The 17458-nt window shown below is 61.9% G+C and carries 16 protein-coding genes and 1 other RNA gene; 8 read left to right on the forward strand and 9 right to left on the reverse strand.

Annotated features, from left to right (window positions below; genetic code table 11):
• Positions 1–8: 8 nt before the first annotated feature.
• Entirely contained in the window at positions 9–605 is a 597-nt protein-coding gene (locus MSZK_RS32620) for a TetR family transcriptional regulator (protein WP_099247863.1), read from the reverse strand.
• Between the two features lie 199 nt (positions 606–804).
• On the opposite strand from MSZK_RS32620, the gene ssrA reads away from it, so the two are divergent.
• From ssrA to MSZK_RS32020, 3 genes are all read left to right on the forward strand, one after another.
• Positions 805–1173: a transfer-messenger RNA gene (ssrA, locus tag MSZK_RS11480) on the forward strand.
• Between the two features lie 76 nt (positions 1174–1249).
• Positions 1250–2380 carry a tyrosine-type recombinase/integrase gene (locus MSZK_RS11485; protein ID WP_371411322.1) on the forward strand — a complete coding sequence of 377 codons (1131 nt, stop codon included), beginning with the start codon at positions 1250–1252 and terminating at the stop codon, positions 2378–2380.
• A 528-nt stretch (positions 2381–2908) separates the two neighbouring features.
• Positions 2909–4444 (forward strand): hypothetical protein, encoded by a 1536-nt coding sequence (locus MSZK_RS32020; RefSeq protein WP_142389910.1) that lies wholly within the window; start codon positions 2909–2911, stop codon positions 4442–4444.
• A gap of 101 nt (positions 4445–4545) precedes the next feature.
• Here MSZK_RS32020 and MSZK_RS11500 read toward each other — a convergent pair whose 3' ends face one another.
• Positions 4546–5184, reverse strand: a complete 639-nt coding sequence (locus tag MSZK_RS11500) for a cation transporter (RefSeq protein WP_099247867.1) — start codon at positions 5182–5184, stop codon at positions 4546–4548.
• Complete coding sequence (locus MSZK_RS11505) at positions 5181–5552, reverse strand: helix-turn-helix transcriptional regulator (protein ID WP_199203297.1); 372 nt, start codon at positions 5550–5552, stop codon at positions 5181–5183. Before MSZK_RS11505 ends, MSZK_RS11500 begins: the two co-directional genes overlap by 4 nt.
• 182 nt (positions 5553–5734) lie before the next feature.
• Between MSZK_RS11505 and MSZK_RS11510 the strand changes: the two genes are divergently transcribed.
• A complete protein-coding gene (locus MSZK_RS11510; RefSeq protein WP_371411323.1) occupies positions 5735–5950 on the forward strand; it encodes an SHOCT domain-containing protein in 216 nt (71 codons plus the stop codon).
• A 5-nt stretch (positions 5951–5955) separates the two neighbouring features.
• A complete protein-coding gene (locus MSZK_RS11515) occupies positions 5956–6714 on the forward strand; it encodes a sulfocyanin-like copper-binding protein (protein WP_099247871.1) in 759 nt (252 codons plus the stop codon).
• Between the two features lie 15 nt (positions 6715–6729).
• Here the strand turns inward: MSZK_RS11515 and MSZK_RS33405 are convergent, their stop codons facing one another.
• Together MSZK_RS33405 and MSZK_RS11525 are read right to left on the reverse strand one after the other, a co-directional pair.
• Positions 6730–6861 (reverse strand): hypothetical protein, encoded by a 132-nt coding sequence (locus MSZK_RS33405; protein WP_255414206.1) that lies wholly within the window; start codon positions 6859–6861, stop codon positions 6730–6732.
• A gap of 332 nt (positions 6862–7193) precedes the next feature.
• Positions 7194–7802: a recombinase family protein gene (locus MSZK_RS11525; RefSeq protein ID WP_099247873.1), complete on the reverse strand. Its 609-nt coding sequence runs from the start codon at positions 7800–7802 to the stop codon at positions 7194–7196.
• Positions 7803–8054: 252 nt separating this feature from the next.
• On the opposite strand from MSZK_RS11525, the gene MSZK_RS11530 reads away from it, so the two are divergent.
• Positions 8055–10784 (forward strand): restriction endonuclease, encoded by a 2730-nt coding sequence (locus MSZK_RS11530; RefSeq protein ID WP_158230568.1) that lies wholly within the window; start codon positions 8055–8057, stop codon positions 10782–10784.
• Positions 10785–10800: 16 nt separating this feature from the next.
• Here MSZK_RS11530 and MSZK_RS11535 read toward each other — a convergent pair whose 3' ends face one another.
• From MSZK_RS11535 to MSZK_RS11550, 4 genes are all read right to left on the reverse strand, one after another.
• Complete coding sequence (locus MSZK_RS11535) at positions 10801–11049, reverse strand: helix-turn-helix domain-containing protein (protein ID WP_099247889.1); 249 nt, start codon at positions 11047–11049, stop codon at positions 10801–10803.
• A 398-nt stretch (positions 11050–11447) separates the two neighbouring features.
• On the reverse strand, positions 11448–13139 hold the full coding sequence (locus MSZK_RS11540) for a hypothetical protein (RefSeq protein ID WP_099247891.1): 1692 nt from the start codon (positions 13137–13139) through the stop codon (positions 11448–11450).
• A 713-nt stretch (positions 13140–13852) separates the two neighbouring features.
• Positions 13853–15799, reverse strand: coding sequence for a YhgE/Pip domain-containing protein (locus MSZK_RS11545; protein WP_099247893.1), 1947 nt, complete (start codon positions 15797–15799; stop codon positions 13853–13855).
• A 4-nt stretch (positions 15800–15803) separates the two neighbouring features.
• A complete protein-coding gene (locus MSZK_RS11550) occupies positions 15804–16499 on the reverse strand; it encodes a hypothetical protein (RefSeq protein ID WP_099247895.1) in 696 nt (231 codons plus the stop codon).
• Positions 16500–16641: 142 nt separating this feature from the next.
• Here MSZK_RS11550 and MSZK_RS11555 point away from each other — a divergent pair, with 142 nt between their 5' ends.
• Both MSZK_RS11555 and MSZK_RS32905 read left to right on the forward strand, forming a co-directional pair.
• Positions 16642–17199, forward strand: coding sequence for a TetR/AcrR family transcriptional regulator (locus MSZK_RS11555; protein WP_158230569.1), 558 nt, complete (start codon positions 16642–16644; stop codon positions 17197–17199).
• A gap of 44 nt (positions 17200–17243) precedes the next feature.
• Positions 17244–17458 (forward strand): hypothetical protein (locus tag MSZK_RS32905; RefSeq protein WP_233211238.1); only part of this gene is annotated, 215 nt, incomplete at its 3' end.

A 17458-nucleotide genomic window follows, 5' to 3' on the forward strand; every position in this document is an offset into this window, starting at 1 on the left:
GTCAGCCGCTACCCTTCGTCGTCGATCGGTTGAGGCGCCATCGACGCGATAGCGCGGCAGATTCGGTGGTGCAGTGAGCCGCCGTCGCGCAGCCAGTCGTCCAGGGAGATGCGGACGGCGGCCATGGTGAGCGCGCCGATGAGGCGGGGCCGGGGATCGTCGACGGTCAGATCGTGCAGTCGTGGCGCCACCGCCTCGGCGATGGCGGTCTCGAAGCTGAGGTAGCACAGCAGCGTCCAAGCCCGCAGGCTCAGCGATTCGCGGGTCTGCTGTTCGATCTCGGCGATCTGTCCGGAGATCGCCTCGAACCCGGCGGCGAGTTCGTCGAACGCTCCCAGCAGGGCGCCGGTCGGGGAGAGCGGTTCGGGCTGGCGCCGCACGGCGTCGGTGATCGCGGAGATCCAGGTCGCGGTGAACCCTTCGGCGACGGCGTACTCCTTGGATTCGAAGTACCGGAAGAAGGTGGCCCTGGCCACGTCGGCTTCGGCGGCGATCCGGTCGGTGGTGGCCGCCGCGAGGCCGTCGGCCATCACCAGCTGGGCCGCCGCGGCGGCGATCCGCTCCCGGGTCCGCTGGCTCTTGCGGACCCGCACGCTGTCAGGCACCGGCTCAATGTAGACAAAGTCTCATTTTCTGGGGCGCAAACGGGCAACTTGCCCGCCCAAACCGACACACGGGCGCAAAAGTCCCAGGACAGGCCCGCCGCAACGTCGATCTCGAGGCCCCCCGGGATTAAAGCGCTTCAATTCGCGGTTGGATCTCACGTACCATTGACTGTCCGGCCGAACCTCGGCCGGGGTGCGAGGGGCTGAACGGTTTCGACTTCGCGCATCGAATCAAGGGAAGCGTGCCGGTGCAGGCAAGAGACCACCGTAAGCGTCGTTGCAACCAATTAAGCGCCGATTCCAATCAGCGCGACTACGCTCTCGCTGCCTAAGCGTTAGCTAGTCCGTCAGACCGGGAGAGCCCTCGACCCGGACCCTGGCGTCATCTAGAGGGATCCACCGTTGAGTCCGGTCGCGGGACCCAACGGGACATCTAACAGCGACTGGGATCGTCATCCCGGCGGGTCTGCGAGACCGGGAGATCCAAGTAGAGACACAGCGGACTGCGCACGGAGAAGCCTTGAGGGAATGCCGTAGGACCCGGGTTCAATTCCCGGCAGCTCCACAATTGAATAGCAGGTCAGAGACCTAAATCTGGTCGAACGAGGGCCACGTCAGCACCTAGTCAGCACACTGCGATTAGTATGCCCGGCGTGGCCTTTGTTCGTGAGCGCACCAAGAGGGACGGCGCGACCGTCTATGGAGTCACCTATCGCATCGGTGGACGAGCTGGTCGACAATCGTCCGTCACATTCCAAGACAGAAAAGAGGCCGACCGCTTCTGTGCGCTTGTTGACGCGTTCGGACCGGTAGAGGCATTGGCGAAGGCCGGCATCTCGGACACGCGACCCGCAATGTCGCTGCTCACTGTGACGGAGTTCCTGGGGCAACACATCGACAGCCTGTCGGGCGTCGAACGTAAGACGCTCACTGAGTATCGGCGCTATGTCCGCAATGACATCGGCCCCGCGTTGGGTGCTTTGCCGTTGAGCAAGTTGACGCGCGCCGATGTTGCGGGGTGGGTCAATGTCATGCAGGAGGCCGGAGCCAAGACAGGCACCATGCAGAACAAGCACGGGTTTCTGTCCGGCGCATTGAAGCAGGCAGTCAAGGATGGCCTTCTGGCAGTCAACCCCTGCGACGGGGTCAAGCTACCGAGGACGGAAGAACGCGAAACCGTGTTCCTTACCCGCGACGAGTTTCAAACCCTCAAGGCATCGTTCACTGAGCACTATCAACCGCTGGTTGAGTTCCTGGTGGCGTCGGGCTGCCGGTTCAATGAGGCCGCAGCACTCAAGCCGTCCGACGTTAACCGTACTGACAACACGGTGCGGATCGCCCGCGCATGGAAGCAAGACGGCACCCATTACACGATGGGTCCACCGAAGACGCAGAAGTCTAATCGGACGATCAACGTGCCGGAGGCCGTGCTTGACCGGCTGGACTACTCACATGAGTGGCTGTTCACCACTACTAGAGGAGAACCGATCCGGCTGTCGTCTTGGCGCACAAACGTGTGGAACAAGTCACGCGCAAGGGCGCAGGCGGCGGACCCGCAGAGCACGGAGAAGTCCGTGTTGCTCAAGTCTCCAACGCCGCACGATCTGCGGCATACGTGTGCCAGCTGGATGATCCAAGCCGGCGTGCCGCTACCCGTCATCCAGGCGCATCTAGGCCACGAATCCATCACGACCACGGTGGACAGGTACGGACACCTCGACCGGACCAGTCACGTTGCAGCCGCCGACGCCATCAGCAAGATGCTGCTGGGTTGAGGTGTCCAGAAAGTTGGACACGCAGCAGTGCCCGTGAGCTGCGATTTCTCGCCGTTCTCGGTTCGAATTTGTCCGACTTTGTGGACAGATTACGAAAGGGAACGTCCTCGGATGCGACGATATGTATAGGTAGGAACGGGACGGAACGACCTGCCTAAAGAATGGGGAGCACAGTGCTCGTCAGTAGCATCCGTCAGTTAGAACCGTACAAATGACAAAATCTCTCCTCATGGGAATGGATGAGTTCTTTGAGTTGACCGGAGTGCCGGTTAATACTCAGAAAGACTGGCGCGCTAAGGGTGGTCGTAAAGGTCCTCCATCTGCGGTAATTGCCGGGAAGCTCAAGTATCGCCGTGTCGACGTAATGACATGGATAGACGAGCAATTCGAGCAGCCCGCTAAGCACGCTGCTAACGCGGTGGCCGAGTTTTCTCCGCTTGGTAAGCGCGCGCTAACGCGTGCTGCGTCTTAACTCATTAGTCATTGTCATCAGAGACACGAATATCTCCACTTAACAGAGGGAACTTAGTGAACAGGGAAAACGCCTATCTGGCAGAAGACTTCTTCCTTAACTCCGACAGTGAGCAGTTAAGCAGCATCTACGGTTGGGCGCGGACGCGGTACGTATCGCCTACTGCGGTGCTCTTCGGGGTATTGCTGCGTGTCGCTGCTTGCGTCCCGCCATACGTGCAGTTGCCGCCTGTAATCGGTGGCCGCGCCAGCCTGAACCTGCTCTGCGCTTTCGTCGGTAGATCAGGAACCGGTAAGGGTGCTAGCGCAAAGGTCGCAGCTTTGGCGTGGCCAACTGATGTCCTCACATTGCCCATCGGTTCAGGCCAGGGGATCGCCGAACAGTTCACTAAGCGGGACGCGGCTGAGGTTAATCCGGTCATCTTCGATATTCCGGAGATAGATACGCTTACGGGTCTATCAAGTGCCCACGGAAGTATCCTGCTGCCGACGCTAAAGAGTTTGGCAATGGGTGAACAGCTCGGGCAGGCTAACGCTACTAAGGACACCAGCCGTAATGTCCCTGCCCATTCGTATAGGGCGTGTGTTTCGATTGGTGCACAGCCAGGTCACACAGGCGTCCTTTTCAACGACGTGACCGGCGGTACTCCGCAACGGTTTCTATGGGCATCAGTGACCGATCCCAATATCCCCGACGGGTCATTTCCCCAACCTAAACCGTTGTCAACGACAATGCCGATATGGACGCCGCCAGGCGACGGCAATGCTATCGACATCGTGTATTCAACGCCTGAGATAGAAGAGCTTATTCTAAGCAGCCACATTGCGCGCCAGCGCGGCGACGGAGACCCGCTCGACGGTCACGCTTTGCTCACGCGCTGCAAGGTGGCAGCGCTGTTGGCCATCATGCACCAGCGCCTTGCGGTTACCAAGCACGATTGGGACCTATCCGGGCAGATTATGAAGGTTTCCGACCAGACTCGCGCCTTGCTCCGACAGCAGGAAGCCGAGATTCATGCCGCTGTCCTCCGGGAGCGCGGCAAGAATGACGCGTTGCGCTATGAGGGGCGCGATGACTACCAACTGGAATCGGTTAGGAACAGCGTGGTCGCATTTCTGACGAAGCAGGGCGGCACAGCATCCGCCAGCGACGTGAAGTCAGCGATGGGGAAGCCGCATCGTCGGAAGCTGCTTCCGCAGGCCGTCGCCGAGTTGGCTGATGACGGTCTAGTGGTGCCCATTTCCGTGGCTGGCGGCACCCGCTATCAGCTAACAGGGATTGTTCAGGGTGAACAGGGCGTTCAGGGGTTGTCTTCGCAGTTCAGGGAGGATGAACAGTGCGTTCAGGATGAACGCTCCGCCACCGTCGTAAGTTTGGAATCGCGCAGGCCGCAAAGCTCGGCTACGGAGAAAATCTCATGCCAGAAATGGTTTGACGGGCACCTCGCCGACCTTCGCGCAAAGGGCCAAGAAACCGTAGAAGGAGCCGCTGTGCGGAAGGCTGGGCAAGCAGCGGGATATTCCAGGGGACAGCTCTACGTTGCCGCGACTACGAGGCGTCTCAAGGGAACGCATTGGCCTTTGTCGGGCTGAATACCGCCGGAGAGAGAGGGGTCGCTGGCCGTACGAGGCGGGGTGAGGTGAGTTATGGGGTTACCCCCCACCCCCATCGTCTGTGTCAGGTTCCCTTTCGCTCAGTCTTCGACGAGTTCACCGGCCCAGGCTTCTCGGCCTTCGTGGATGGCGAAGGCCGCGATGACGAACCCAGCCACGGGGTCGAGCCATGCGGCTCCGGTCAGTTGGAATAGACCGACTCCGAGCAGGGTGGAGGCGCTGAGCAGCACGCAGATTTTAGTTTGGGCGGCGTCGGCCAGGATGAGGTTGTCGTGCAGGGCTATGCCGATGCGCTTTTTCGCCGCTGCTAGGACGGGCATCACGATCAGCGACGCCGCGAGCAGTATGAGTGCGGCTGGGGAGCTGTGTGGTGTCTCGCCGCTCGTGATGTTGCGGATGCCTTCGACGGTGACGTAGGCGGCGAGGATGAAGAACGAGATGGCGACGAATCGCAGGGTTTGTCGTTCTTTGCCCTCGTCGGCGACGCCGTGGCGCAGGCGGGCCGACAGGCGCAGGGCGACCAGGATTGCGGTGAGGGATTCGATGGCCGAGTCGAATCCGAATCCGATGACTGATATGAGTCCAGCAAGGAGTCCGGCTGTTACCGCGATGGCACCTTCGGCGATGTTGTAGGCGATGGTGAATTGCGCCAGGTGCAGGGCCTTGCGGGTCAGCCGGGTGAGTTCAGCGTTGCTGGGTTCGCTGCCGGTATTGGTCATGGCGTTTCGTCGGTGCAGCCGTCCATGCCGTAGGTCGGGCAGACGGCCACAGCTTCACCGGTAGCTTCCAGGACGATCTGGGCCGACGAAAGTAGGTCAATCAGTGCGGGCTGGGTGAGGCGAAACAACGAGGCCCGTCCGACCGGCTCGGAGGCGACCAGACCGCACTCCCGCAGGCAGGCCAGGTGTTTGGAGACGGTGGACTGAGCCAATCCCACGGCCTGCACCAGCTCCACAACGCGCGCCGGGCCGGCGGCCAGTCTGCGCACAATGGCCAGGCGGGTGGGGTCCCCGAGGGAACGGAATAGTGCCGCCGCCGGGGCCAGCTCGACCCGCTGTAACTCCGCCGGTACGGCCATCATCTCCATTCGGCGATGTTATAGCAGTCTATAGATAAGGGGACTATCGGCCCTACTGCGTAGTGGAGCGACCCGCGCATGCTGACCTCATCAAACAGGAGGACGGGCTTAGCTCTTCTTAGGAGGCGGCGATGTGCGGATACGGGTGGGGCAACGGCTGGCACAGCGGTTGGGGCTGGGGCGGTGTGACCATGAGCGTGCTGATGGTGCTGTTGGTTGTCGCTGTAGTGGTGGCGATCATTTTCGCTGTCCGTTATCTCTCGGGCAGCGCGAGCCTCCATCACCGGGGCGGTGCAGCACCGGACGGGGTGCGTGCCGAAGACCGACTGGCCGACCGGTTCGCGCGGGGAGAGATCGACGGGGATGAGTTCCGTCAGCGCATGGCGCTGTTGCGCGAACACCGCTGACCGCCATGAAGACTCCTCGCAGAACGCGTGACTTGGTCATTGCCGTGGCAGCCTTAATTGTCGCTATCGGCTGTGCGGTCGCACTGAGTATCGGAACAGCCATGCGGCACAACCAGATAGCCGCGAGTCTGCCGTACCCGCCTGGCTTCGGGATGATGGGAACCGGGCAGCCGGGGGCCGGGATGATGATGGGTCCCGGCATGATGGGGCCGGGGCGGTCCCCCGCGATCCCGTCATGTTCCGCACCGGCGTTGCCGGGCACCGTTGTCGACGTGACCCTTACCGATATGCACGGGATGATGGGACCCGGCGGCATGATGGGGCCAGGGATGATGGGTCCCGGCGGCGGGATGGGGCCAGGTCAAGGCGGCAATCAAGGCGCGCCGATGGGGATGATGGCGATGATGCGCATTGTCCTCAATCCGGCCACGGTCCCGCCTGGGCAAGTGTCCTTTCGAGTTACCAATGCCGGTGCCCTGAACCACGAATTGGTGATCCTGCCTCTCGGGAAGGGCCAGTATCCCGGCCAGCGTCCCAGCGGTCCGGACGGCAAGGTCGATGAGGCAGGCAGCGTGGGTGAAGCCTCACGCTCCTGCGGTGCAGACAAGGGTGACGAGAACGCCGCTAACAGCGGCATCGCGCCAGGGGCCAGTGGATGGACCTCTGTGAACCTCACGCCTGGACGCTACGAGTTGATCTGCAACCTAAGCGGTCACTACTGGACCGGCATGTACGCCGAATTAGATGTCAGCCCAAGCAAGTAACTCATCGCGACACCCTCAGACGGAACGAGAAGGGGTGAAGATCATGGCCACCGTCACGACGTGGACGATCACCAGTGCCGTAGTCGTCGCGCTCACCGGGTCGGTGATGTGTGCCGCACCAAGCAGCGGCACCACCGGAAATGACAAGTCGGCAGCTGTGCCGGCCCCCGTCTCTAGAAGCCCCTACGCGGCCCAAGGTCCCAACCCGCTAGACCCGCCGGGATGTTGGGACGCCGACGGCATCTGGCATCCCGACTGCTGGGGTCCCGGACAGTGGGCACCTGGGCAATCCGTTCCCGGACAGTGGGGACCTGGCATGGGGCCGGGAATGATGGGACCGGGACCGTGGGGGCCGGGAATGATGGGTCCCGGCCAGTGGGGACCCGCGATGGGACCTGGGCCTTGGGATTACTAGCCAACGACACAGCGCGACAACGCATTCTGCGATCCATGACCGAGACGAGTCCCGGCATACAAGCTCAGTCGCGCTCTTGAGCGGCCTCGGCAAGCACGCGGTAGACCGTCGCCCGGCTCACGCCCAAAGTGGCGGCAATGGTGCTCGCCGACTCCCCGCTCGCATGCATCCGCTGAGCCAGCGCCGCCTTCGACCTGTCGAGTGCCTTTGGGCGACCAATGTGTTGCCCACGCGCACGCCGCGCCTCACGCGCGGAAGCGCGGCGTTCGCGACCAAGCTCAAGTTCTAGCTCAGCCAGGCTCGCCAGGACACCGGCCACCATGCGACCCGTAGCGTTCGAGGTGTCGATGCCTTCCCGCAGCGACCGCAGCACAATGTTGCGTTCACCAAGTTCGCGAATCGTCGTCATGACCTCGGCTGCGTTGCGGCCCAGGCGGTCGATGCCCACCACCACAATGGCGTCACCCTCGCGCGCGTAGTCCAAGAGGGCCGCCAGACCGGGACGCTGCTCGCGTGTCGAGGTGCCGGACAGCTTGTCGCTGTAGATGCGCGCGGTGTCCACCCCCGCTGCGGCGAGCGCATCGACCTGCTGGTCGAGTGACTGATGGCCGGTCGAAACGCGGGCGTAGCCGAGTTGGGTTCCGGTCGCGGCGGATGCGGTGCTGACTGCCATGCCACTAGTGTCGCAAAAGTCGCAGAACGTGTCAATTGAGACAGGCGTTTTGATTCATGTTCTGAGACACACCGTCCTGGGAGTTTCTGCTCTCTAACGAGTCCCGCCACCAACGTCTCAGTTCTTTAGTTTCGAGACCTCGAAATACGGATGACTGCTGCATCCTCCCCCCGCCGGAGCGCTTGGCGACACCCGAGGCTTTCAGCCCGCAATGCCGCTTGGCGCAGGCCTCCTGTAGCGACAATGTCAGGCATGACAGACGGTGCGGTGCCTCCGCAGAGTGTTCAACCGCTCAGAGTGGTAGATCCACATGTGTTGATACTCGCGAGCGACGAATCCGACGCCGCGTCGAGCAACAAGCGTGGAGCGTTGTTCGAGAGCTTCGTGGCCTCTCTCCTAAACACGTACGGCTACAACGAGCCAACTCGCGAGAGCCTGAACACCACCGCGAACGGCATCGAACTGGACGTGTCGGCAGTACATGGACTCACAAATCATCGTGCTATCGCGGAATGCAAGGCATACAGCAGTCCGGTGCCCGCCCACATGCTGGGCACCTTCCACAGCAAGCTTGTCACGGGGCGGTACGTCGACGCTGATCTCCAAGGCTTCTTTGTTGCCATTCCGCGTCTGACCGGGCAGGGTCAGGAACAGGCGAAGCTGATCGAAGCTAATGATCCACGCTTTCGATGTCTCACAGGGAAGAACATCTACGAGTCCTTGTTGGAACGTCGTTCGTTAGTTCCGTGCCCGGTAGACCTAAATCTCAAGAGTGACGACGCCGTCGTCATTTCAGAGGACGGCATCTACGCCGCATGCATAGAGCTGGACCCTGGCACTCGGACACCAGCACAGGTGTACGTCTGGGGCTCAACAGGGAATGTTCCAGAACGCACGAAAGAGCTACTCCAAGCGGAGGATTACTGCAAAAGCGCGCCAGTTCAAGACGCCCGCCAACCTTGGGCAGCAACGCCAACTTCCCCGAGCGAGGCAGCTCCGCTCATCGTTCAAGTAGCAGGTAGCGAGTCTGATTTCGAATACCAGCTACCTACGTCGCCGAAGTTCTTCGTTGGACGGAAGAACGTCGTGCAAGCGATGGAGAAGGCGGTTGGAGAGCACGCTGGCGTACTTGTACTCAATGCGCAATCCGGATGGGGGAAGAGTTCGGCTGCGCTTCGCCTGAAAGCCTTGGCTGCCGATCAAGCTGGCTTTGCGCTGGTGGTGGACTCTAGAACGGCCAGCTCTCGGCGTTTTGTGACGGAGGCTTTAAGCAAGGCCGCGCAGGAGGCGGCCCTGGTGGGGGTTCTCGACCTACCGGCGAACGCGAGCTGGGCAAGTCTGCCTAGCTCGTTGCGGACCCTTTCGGAGGCAGAATGGAAAGCGGGACCGCTCATTGTGTTCTTCGACCAGTTCGAGAACGTGTTCCGCGATGAAGCCCTGACCCGAGAGTTTCGAGATCTCGCTCTGAGTACGAGGGAGACTGCGGGCAACCTGATGGTGGGGTTTGCATGGAAAACTGATCTGGTCGGCTGGACGGAGGGCCACCCGTACCAGTTGAGAGATGAAATCCGTTCAAGCGCTACCGTTCTGGCATTGGGGCCTTTTGGGGCTTCGGAAGTCGAGACGTTGCTCCGACGCTTAGAGCGTGAGCTTGGGCAGACGCTCGCACGCGACTTGCGAACGCGTCTACGCGAATACAGCCAAGGTCTGCCCTGGCTCTTCAAGAAACTTGCGGGTCATCTGATCCGTGAGGTCGAAGCTGGTGCGACGCAAGAAAAGCTGGCAAGTGAGGCGCTAAACGTGCAGGGATTGTTTGACGCCGATCTAGCGGAGTTGAACATGCAAGAGCAAGAAGCTGTGCGCTTCATCGCTCGGCACGCACCTATCGCGATCAGCGAAGTGATCGAACGAGTGACGCCGCCAGTCGTCGAATCCCTTGTGAATCGTCGCTTGATCGTGCAGGTGGGCGAGCGACTGGATACATACTGGGATATCTTCCGCGACTATCTGAACACGAATCGTGTTCCAGTCGAAGACTCGTACATTCTGCGGCAGAGCCCGAACTCTGTGGCTAGGTTGCTCAGGGAAGTTGAGATAGACAACGGCGACGCAACTGTGCATGATCTCGCCGAGCGCCTTTCTACCAGCGAGAACGCCGTGTTCAACCTCAGTCGCGAACTCCGTTTGCTTGGCGCGACATCGTACGAGCCCAATCGGGTGCGTCTCTTGCCGGAGGTCTGGGAGGCCGACGACCGCGAGGAAGCGATCCGGAAGCGTGTTGCTCAGTCCATCAAGCGGCACAGGGCTTTTAGCGCGTTTCTGGGTATTGAAGAACGTGTCGGCAGCGTGACGGTCAGCGCGTTCGCCTCCGAGTTACCTTCGGCATTCCCCGCGATCGAAGTCACGACGAATACATGGAACACCTACGGGCGTGTCTTCCTGAGGTGGTTCGAGTATGCCGGTCTAGCGACGATGAAGTCTCAAACGCTCTGGGTCTCCGCTGCGGAAGGCGCACACGGAGTCGGCAAGCTACTTGGTGCGCCGCTTAGGCGCAGAACGGTCGGCGGCTTCCCTCACGCCGCCCCCGGCCCGAGCATCGCCTTATTGAGGGAACTTGCTTCGAATACGGCTGTGGACGTGCCTCGGAGACGAAGCGCCCTGCGACCGTTGCTCGACATCGACGCCGTTCGTGAGGAGGACGGTGGCCGCATTGTTGTTCAACATCAGCTCGTCCAACATGGGGAACTGAGCGCACCCGTACTTCGAGATCTGCTATCGCGAGTGCCCGGAGTTTCCCCAGGCTTGTCGTTACTAGAGCAGAAGCCCGACGCCTCACCGATGGAGGTCGGAACCACGGTGGCGGAGGCGCTCTCCGCAGACTGGGCACCGGGGACCGTGCACTCGCTTGGGAAGTATCTGCGCGCCTGGGCGCGCTTCGCTGGCGTAGCTATCGCGAGACCGTCACGCGCACCTGCGCATTGAGCGCATCACGCTACGCTCATCGGTCGAGATCCACTTCCCACGGAAGCAGGTCGACAAATCGTTCAAGTTCGGTGACCGGGAAGAGTACCTTCTTCCCGTGGCGCTTGGCATGCAAACGCCCAGCGCGGCGCAGGTTGTCAATTTCAGATTCGGAGAGCGACAGGATGCGAGCGGCCTCGGGCCTGGTTACCAACAGTGGCAACGGGCGGAAGTCGTCCTCTCTCAAGCTCTCTGAGCTGAGGCGCTGTCCGGGCGTATGCGTCATAGGGGCCGAAGCTATCCCAAGTCGGCAGACCCCGCGAGTACGAGCGGCGTACCCCACTCTGTCAGCGAGTAAGAGTGGCAGCGTGCTGACGGTGGTCAGCACCTAGCCCATGTCGGCTCATGTTTTCCCATGTCGGCCCGTGCTGACGCGTTTCGCGTATTCGCAGCTCAACGGCATTATATGCGGCTTCAATTCCCGGCAGCTCCACGAGTTAATGCAGGTCAGGTCGAAAGGCCTGGCCTGCATCTTTGTTGCGTACGGAAGCGAAAAACAAGTTTGGCCGGCTGAGGACTCTCCTCGCTGACCTCCGAACTCTCCGACATTTGAACGGGCGATTCGCTTATCGGGGCGGCTTAGGTCCGCCGCTAGCGAAAGAGCTTTCGTCACATACCGTCAGATCAAGTCTTGGTGTTTGGAAGTAACTTGTGAGGACCGAAGAAGCCAACATGCGTTCGGCAGTGCCCGTCATCGAAGTGGAAGTAAATGCGGGGTGCGAGGTTTCCACCGCCCGTCGCGATCTTCAGGTGCGCCTGCATAAAAATCTTGCCTGTTGGTTGGACGTCAACTGACACCGGGAACTCCCTTGTGCGCCTCAGCTTCGGCGAGTTGTTGACACTCTCGGATTCCACCATCGCAAGCTTCTTGTCAGTTGCCCTCCACGCGCGCAGATTACCTGAGTGCTTGCACCACTCCCAGAATCCGCCTCCATCCCATCCGGCTGCGCGATCGGACGCGTATGCATGCAGGGCGAGGAATCCTTCCCAGGAGGTTTGGCCCCACGCTGCTGATGTCGGGGCTGCGTCAAGTTGATCAAGGTCGTGTAGGGCGGCGGGGGGGATTACAAGCCGGTCGGAGAGGTATTCCCGTGCCAGTTCGGCAGCGTGTGACAAACTTGCAGCGGTTGCGGGTGGTTGCTGATCCCTCTCGAGCGCATAGAACTCGTCGGGAGCCTTCAGTTGCCCCTGTAGCGACTGCACGTGACGCTCGAGTTCCTCAATCTGCCGTAAAGCGTAAGCGCGTTCTTCGGCAGCCACGCCGAGGTCGAGTGCGAGACCTTCAATGGACTCATCGCGATCGCGGATCTGCTCACGCAGTTCCGCAATAGCGCTGTCTGCTTCGCGCAATTGTGTGTCTGCAAGTTCGAGCAGCAATTCGTGGTCACCAGAAGTTCCGACTTGCTCGAGCAGACGCTTCGCAGCGGGGTAACTCTGGGGCGGCCTCCGCACGGCAGATACCGGTCCGAGCAGTCGCCCAACGGCCTGCCGTGCGGTGGTCTTGGAGCCGGCATAACGGTTGGCGGTGAAATACCTATGGCGCCAAGCGTTGCCGGAAGCCGCCGGATCCACATCTGTGAGGTAGACCCTCATCGCGCCGTCCCACACCCCGTGTGAGCGGCCGAGTGCGTCGATTACTCCGTCCGCAGCTTCATTGTCGATCGTATAGACCACTGCTATGCCGGCTGTGGCGCGGCGTACGGCCTCGACTACGTCCGGGAGATACAGGTCGTGGTCAGCCGCCTTGCATCTAGACTGCACGTCATCGTTGACGACGATAACTGGGAGTGTCCGGTCGGGCCGGGAGATTGTCTCTGCTAGTTGCTCGCCTGCGGCAAATCCGGTGATCTCTGCATTGAGTGGTTTCAATAAGTCGCCATCCACGGTTGGCGACCCACCCCTGCCGAGTAGGTCGTTGACGAGTCTTGGTGCGGCACTGGCGAGTCGCGCGATGTCGACGTCCCCTACAACCTCAACGTCAACCCAGATCCACCGCTCTAATGCATCTTTGTCCGGTTCACTGGCCTCCCAACTGCGCAGCGTGGTGTGCCATCGTGAATTGCCGCTGCGCGTCTCAATGAGGTCAGCACGGTATATGCACGATATGCCCGTGTCGGGATCGCTGGCTCCGCTTGTGCGGACCTCAAGCTCAACCTGCTCAGCGCCCTGCTTGTCGACTCCGTAAGCAACTCCGTTTTCGGGCACCACTATTGAGCGCCACTTTGAAGTTACCCATCGGCTGAAGGTCTCAGCAGCTAGGTCGCACACATCGCTAAGGTCCTGATCCTGCCAAATGGCCCGATAGATCAACGACATGGAAGAGCCTTAAGTTTGTAAAGGACCGGTGCCGGCGATACACGCTTAGCATCGTCATGGTTTCTGCGGAGACGAAACTGTGTTAACAGGCCCGCGTGCCAGGATGGCATCGGCAGGACGGCGGCCAAGAAGTGCTGGCGGCGTGGATTTGGTAGATGCATGTCGACAATTAAAGGACATTAGTGAACGAAAGTGCATCAGAGACTACTATCTCGGTCCATTTTCCGTCGATTGAAAGAACTTAGCCTGTTCACGAAGCGCGCCGTTCTCACTCTTGAGACTTGAGGAAGGAGGGTATGCAGGCGCCAATGACCACGATGCGCGCCGTAGAAGACTACCGTGTCTTAGGGCTCGTTAGCCGATGCAGTTAGTTGTTCTCGCCACTTCTATTTGCGGTTCTGTGATCCTCAAGGTCAGCGGATGGAATGGGGCCATAGAATGCCCAGTTAGAACGGATTCCTGCGATATCCCGACGGTGGCACAACCCCAGGTTGAGTTCACAGCATCTCGCTGATCATGGGGAACTGGCGTCCGAGTCTATTGACCTTCTAGGAGGCGTTGATGCTTGTACACGGCCATGCTTACGCGTGAGGAGTCAAGTTCGCAAGGTAGTCCGTTTACGTAGTCCATGTTGAGAGCAACATGGGCCAGATCTTCCCGGCAGCTCCACCGAGAACAGGCCAGGCCGAAAGGCCTGGCCTGTTTTGTTCTCGCTACATCTTGACGCTCGGCACCAGCCGGGTCAGGTTCCACAACTGGTTGCGCCGCGCGGCCAGCGAGGTCAGCAGGATCGACCCCAGCGACAAGGCGACCATGAAGATCAGTGCCTGCCAGAGCCGGTCGTCGATGCCGCCGAGGATCAGCTGGCGTAGTCCGTTGACGCCGTAGGCCATCGGGTCGAGCCGGTGCAGAGCCTGGAACGGTCTGGTGGTGGTCTCGACGGGGTAGAGCCCGCCGGCGCTGACCAGTTGCAGCATCAAAAGTGTCATCAGCAGAATCTTGCCCAGCACCGGGCCGAGCAGGGCGCTGATCGCCTGTGCCACCGCCGTGAACGCGCACGAAACCAGGACCATGAAGCCCAGCATCGCCACCGGGTGCTCGGCGTGCACGTGCAAAGCGAACCGCACGACGCAGTAGAGGATCACCGCCTGCGGAATCCCGATCAGGACCGCGGGCAGGTAACTGGCCAATGTCACCCGCAGCGGACTGATCTCGGCGGCGATGGCCCGGTTCTGCAGCGGGCGGAATGCCATCCACAACAGCATGGCGCCGAAGAACAGTGCGAGCGTGAGGAAGAACGGTGCCATGCCGGTGCCGAAGTTCGGCGCCGAATTCTCATGTGAACTGGTCAGCTGGACCGGCCCGCCGATCGCCTGGGCGATGGCGTCCTTCTGCTGAGGGCTCCAGTCGGGAACCTGCCGGGCGCCCTCGGCCAGCTTGGTTGCGAGTTCATTTGAACCGGAACTCAATTGCGCAGCACCGGTTTTCAGCTGCCGTGCACCGTCGTCGAGCTTGACGATGCCGGAATTGAGCGCTGCGTTGCCCGACGCCACCTGCTGGGCGCCGTCACGCAACTGATTGAGCTTGTCGGTGAGTTCCTTGCCTTTGGCCGAGATGTCGGTCAGCGCGGAACCGACCGGACCCCCTGAGTTCGCGGCGGCACGTGCCTTGTCGAGCTTGCCCTGGATGTCCTGGGTCCGCTCATGAGCCAGTAGCTGGTCGCGGGTGTCACGCAGTTTCGCGGTGGCCATCACCGACACCGGATCCTGGTTGGCGGACAGGTTGTCGATGATCGAGGTCAACGACTGAGCCGCAGCGTCTTGGGCGCCGGTGATGGTCTGCAGTTCGTCAGAGGCCTCGCTCAGCGCCGACGAGCTGTCCTGGACCTGGCCGTTGATCTGATCGCTCTGGGTGCCGATCTGCGCCAGCAGGTTCGTCATCTTCAACAGGGGGTCGGTGGCGGTGTTGATGCCGTCCGACAGCGTGCGGGAGCCGGCCGCCAGCTGTGCGGAACCGCTGCGCGCGCTGTCGAGTCCGGCCGCCAACTGGCTTGCGCCGGTGTCGAGTTGGGCGGCGCCGTCGGAGAGCCGCTGCGCTCCGTCGGCCGCCTGTTTGATCCCCGTCCCGGAGGTGGTGATCACCGAGAGCACCTGGTTGACGGCCTGCCCGGAGATCCTGGTCGACACGGCGTTGAGCACCTGTTCCAACGCGGTGCGGCCGATGCTCGACGAAATGTAGTTGTTGGCGTCGTTGTACTCGGCGATCAGCTGCGCCTTGCGGGGATTGCCGGTCGTGGGCGAGGCGATGGCCTCGCTGAAGTCCGGCGGCAATTCCAGCATGAAGTAGTACTTGCCGTGCGCCACTCCGTCGCGTGCCTCGGCGTCGTCGACCAGGTGCCAGTCCAGGCTCTTGTCATTGGTGAGCCCGTCGGCGATCTGGGCGCCGACGTTCATTTGCTCGCCGGACACCTCGGTGCCGCGGTCCGAATTGACCAGTGCGACGGGGAGTTTGTTCACGTGGCCGAACGGATCCCAGTACGCCCACAGATACAGCGCACCGTAGGTCAGCGGCATCAGCATCAGGACGACGACGGCGATCCGCGTCATTCGATTGCGGGCGAAGCGCTTGATCTCCGACCCGAGGGCAAGTCCGCCCACCATCTCTTCAGTCCTTTCCCGCGATATTGGGGATGTGCACGTCGTGTTCGGGTGCCTCGTCGCCGAGCGAGTTCGTCACGCCCACAACGACCAGACGGTCGGCGGCGATGACGCCGAGGCGTTGTGCCGCCTGCGCCCGTCGCGCGTTGTCGCGGACCTGCTCGAGATCGCCGACCACCAGGACCGGTCGGTCCGAGCACAGCGCCAGGGCGATCTGCAGCAGGAATGTCTCCAGGTCACCGAGGTCGCCGATGTAGTCCGATGGTGCCGGGCGGTCGATCTCGCCGAACACTTCGGCCAGCACGTCTCGGTCCGAATCATGGGAGCGCCGGAACAGGGGAGCCAGCCAGCGGCGCTGTTCGGTCACGACCGTCTCGACGGTGACGGCCTCGTCGAGATCGTCGATGTCGCCGAAGGCCGCGATCGCGCAGTGCCGACGGATGGCCCGCGGTGCGGTCTCGCCGAATACGGTCACCGTGCCCGCGCTGGGCTTGAGCCGGCCGGCCAGGGTGAGCAGCAGTGCCTTCTGGCTGTGGCCGCCGGGCATGTGCACCGCGTTCAGGCCGTGGTCCAGGGTCAGGTCGACGTCACTGAACAACGGGCCGTGCTCGCCGTTGAAGGTCAACCCCCGCGCCACGATGATCGCGTCCCGGTCGGTGCCGGGATGCGCCGGCGGGGCCTGGACCGCAGTGCGTCGGCTCATGGTGACCTCCTGGGTTGCCGTCTCGGTGGATCCTTCAATACAATATGTATTCAATACAGAATGTATCGAGTCGGAAGGGCGATATGCGGTGAAGGTCACAGAGGCCCCGGCGACCCGCCGGCGCACCAACACCCGGGCCCGTTTGATCGAGGCCACCGACGCACTGATCCGGGACAGTGGCCGGACCTGGTTCTCGGTGGAGGAGGTGTGCCGGGCGGCCGGCTACACCCGGGGGGCCTTCTACTCCAGCTATGACGGCATGGAGGACCTGCTCTTCGAGGTGTACGAGCATCAGAACGACGCCCTCGTGGAGCGGCTACGCCAGACGGCCGCGCCCCTGTTGCGAGCGAAGGGCGTTCTGGAGACCGATCGTGTGGTGCGCCAACTGCTCAAGGCCGGCGTCGCCGACCAACCGCGCATTGCATTGCACGCCGCCTTGGTGGCCCGCGCGGCTCATCAGTCCGAACTCGCCCTCGCGCTCGACGCCCGAGTCGAACGCTTTCGTGAAGGGCTGCAGGGGATTTTCGTCGAGCTGATCGCCAAAACCGGGCGGCGGTTGACCGTCGCCCCGGAAACCTTCACCCGCGCGCTGATGGCCGCGCAGGCCGGCGCCTCGGGCCAGTTCCTCAGCGATCGCGCCGCCACCCAGGAGGTCCGCTACCTGACCGCCCTGGCCGTCGTCGAAGGGCTGTCCGCCTGACGCCGGTCCAACCGTGCCGCGCTCAGAACCACAACGGTGAGTTGATGATCGCGACCACCAAATGGATCGCGATCCGCCGCGCACCCGGTAAGCACGCAGGGCCGATCCCGGCAAAGGTTTATCCCGACGAGGCCCGGGGTAGCTACAGGCATGGTGTCTGGCGGCCGGCGTGGTTCCCGCCCGGGCCGCGCACGCTCAGCCCGCTGGTCCGGGCTCGTCGCCACGGCCTGCGCTACTGCTGGGCTGCTGCTTGCCGTTC

It is taken from the genome of Mycobacterium sp. shizuoka-1 (genome assembly GCF_002723835.1).
Taxonomy (GTDB): Bacteria; Actinomycetota; Actinomycetes; order Mycobacteriales; family Mycobacteriaceae; genus Mycobacterium.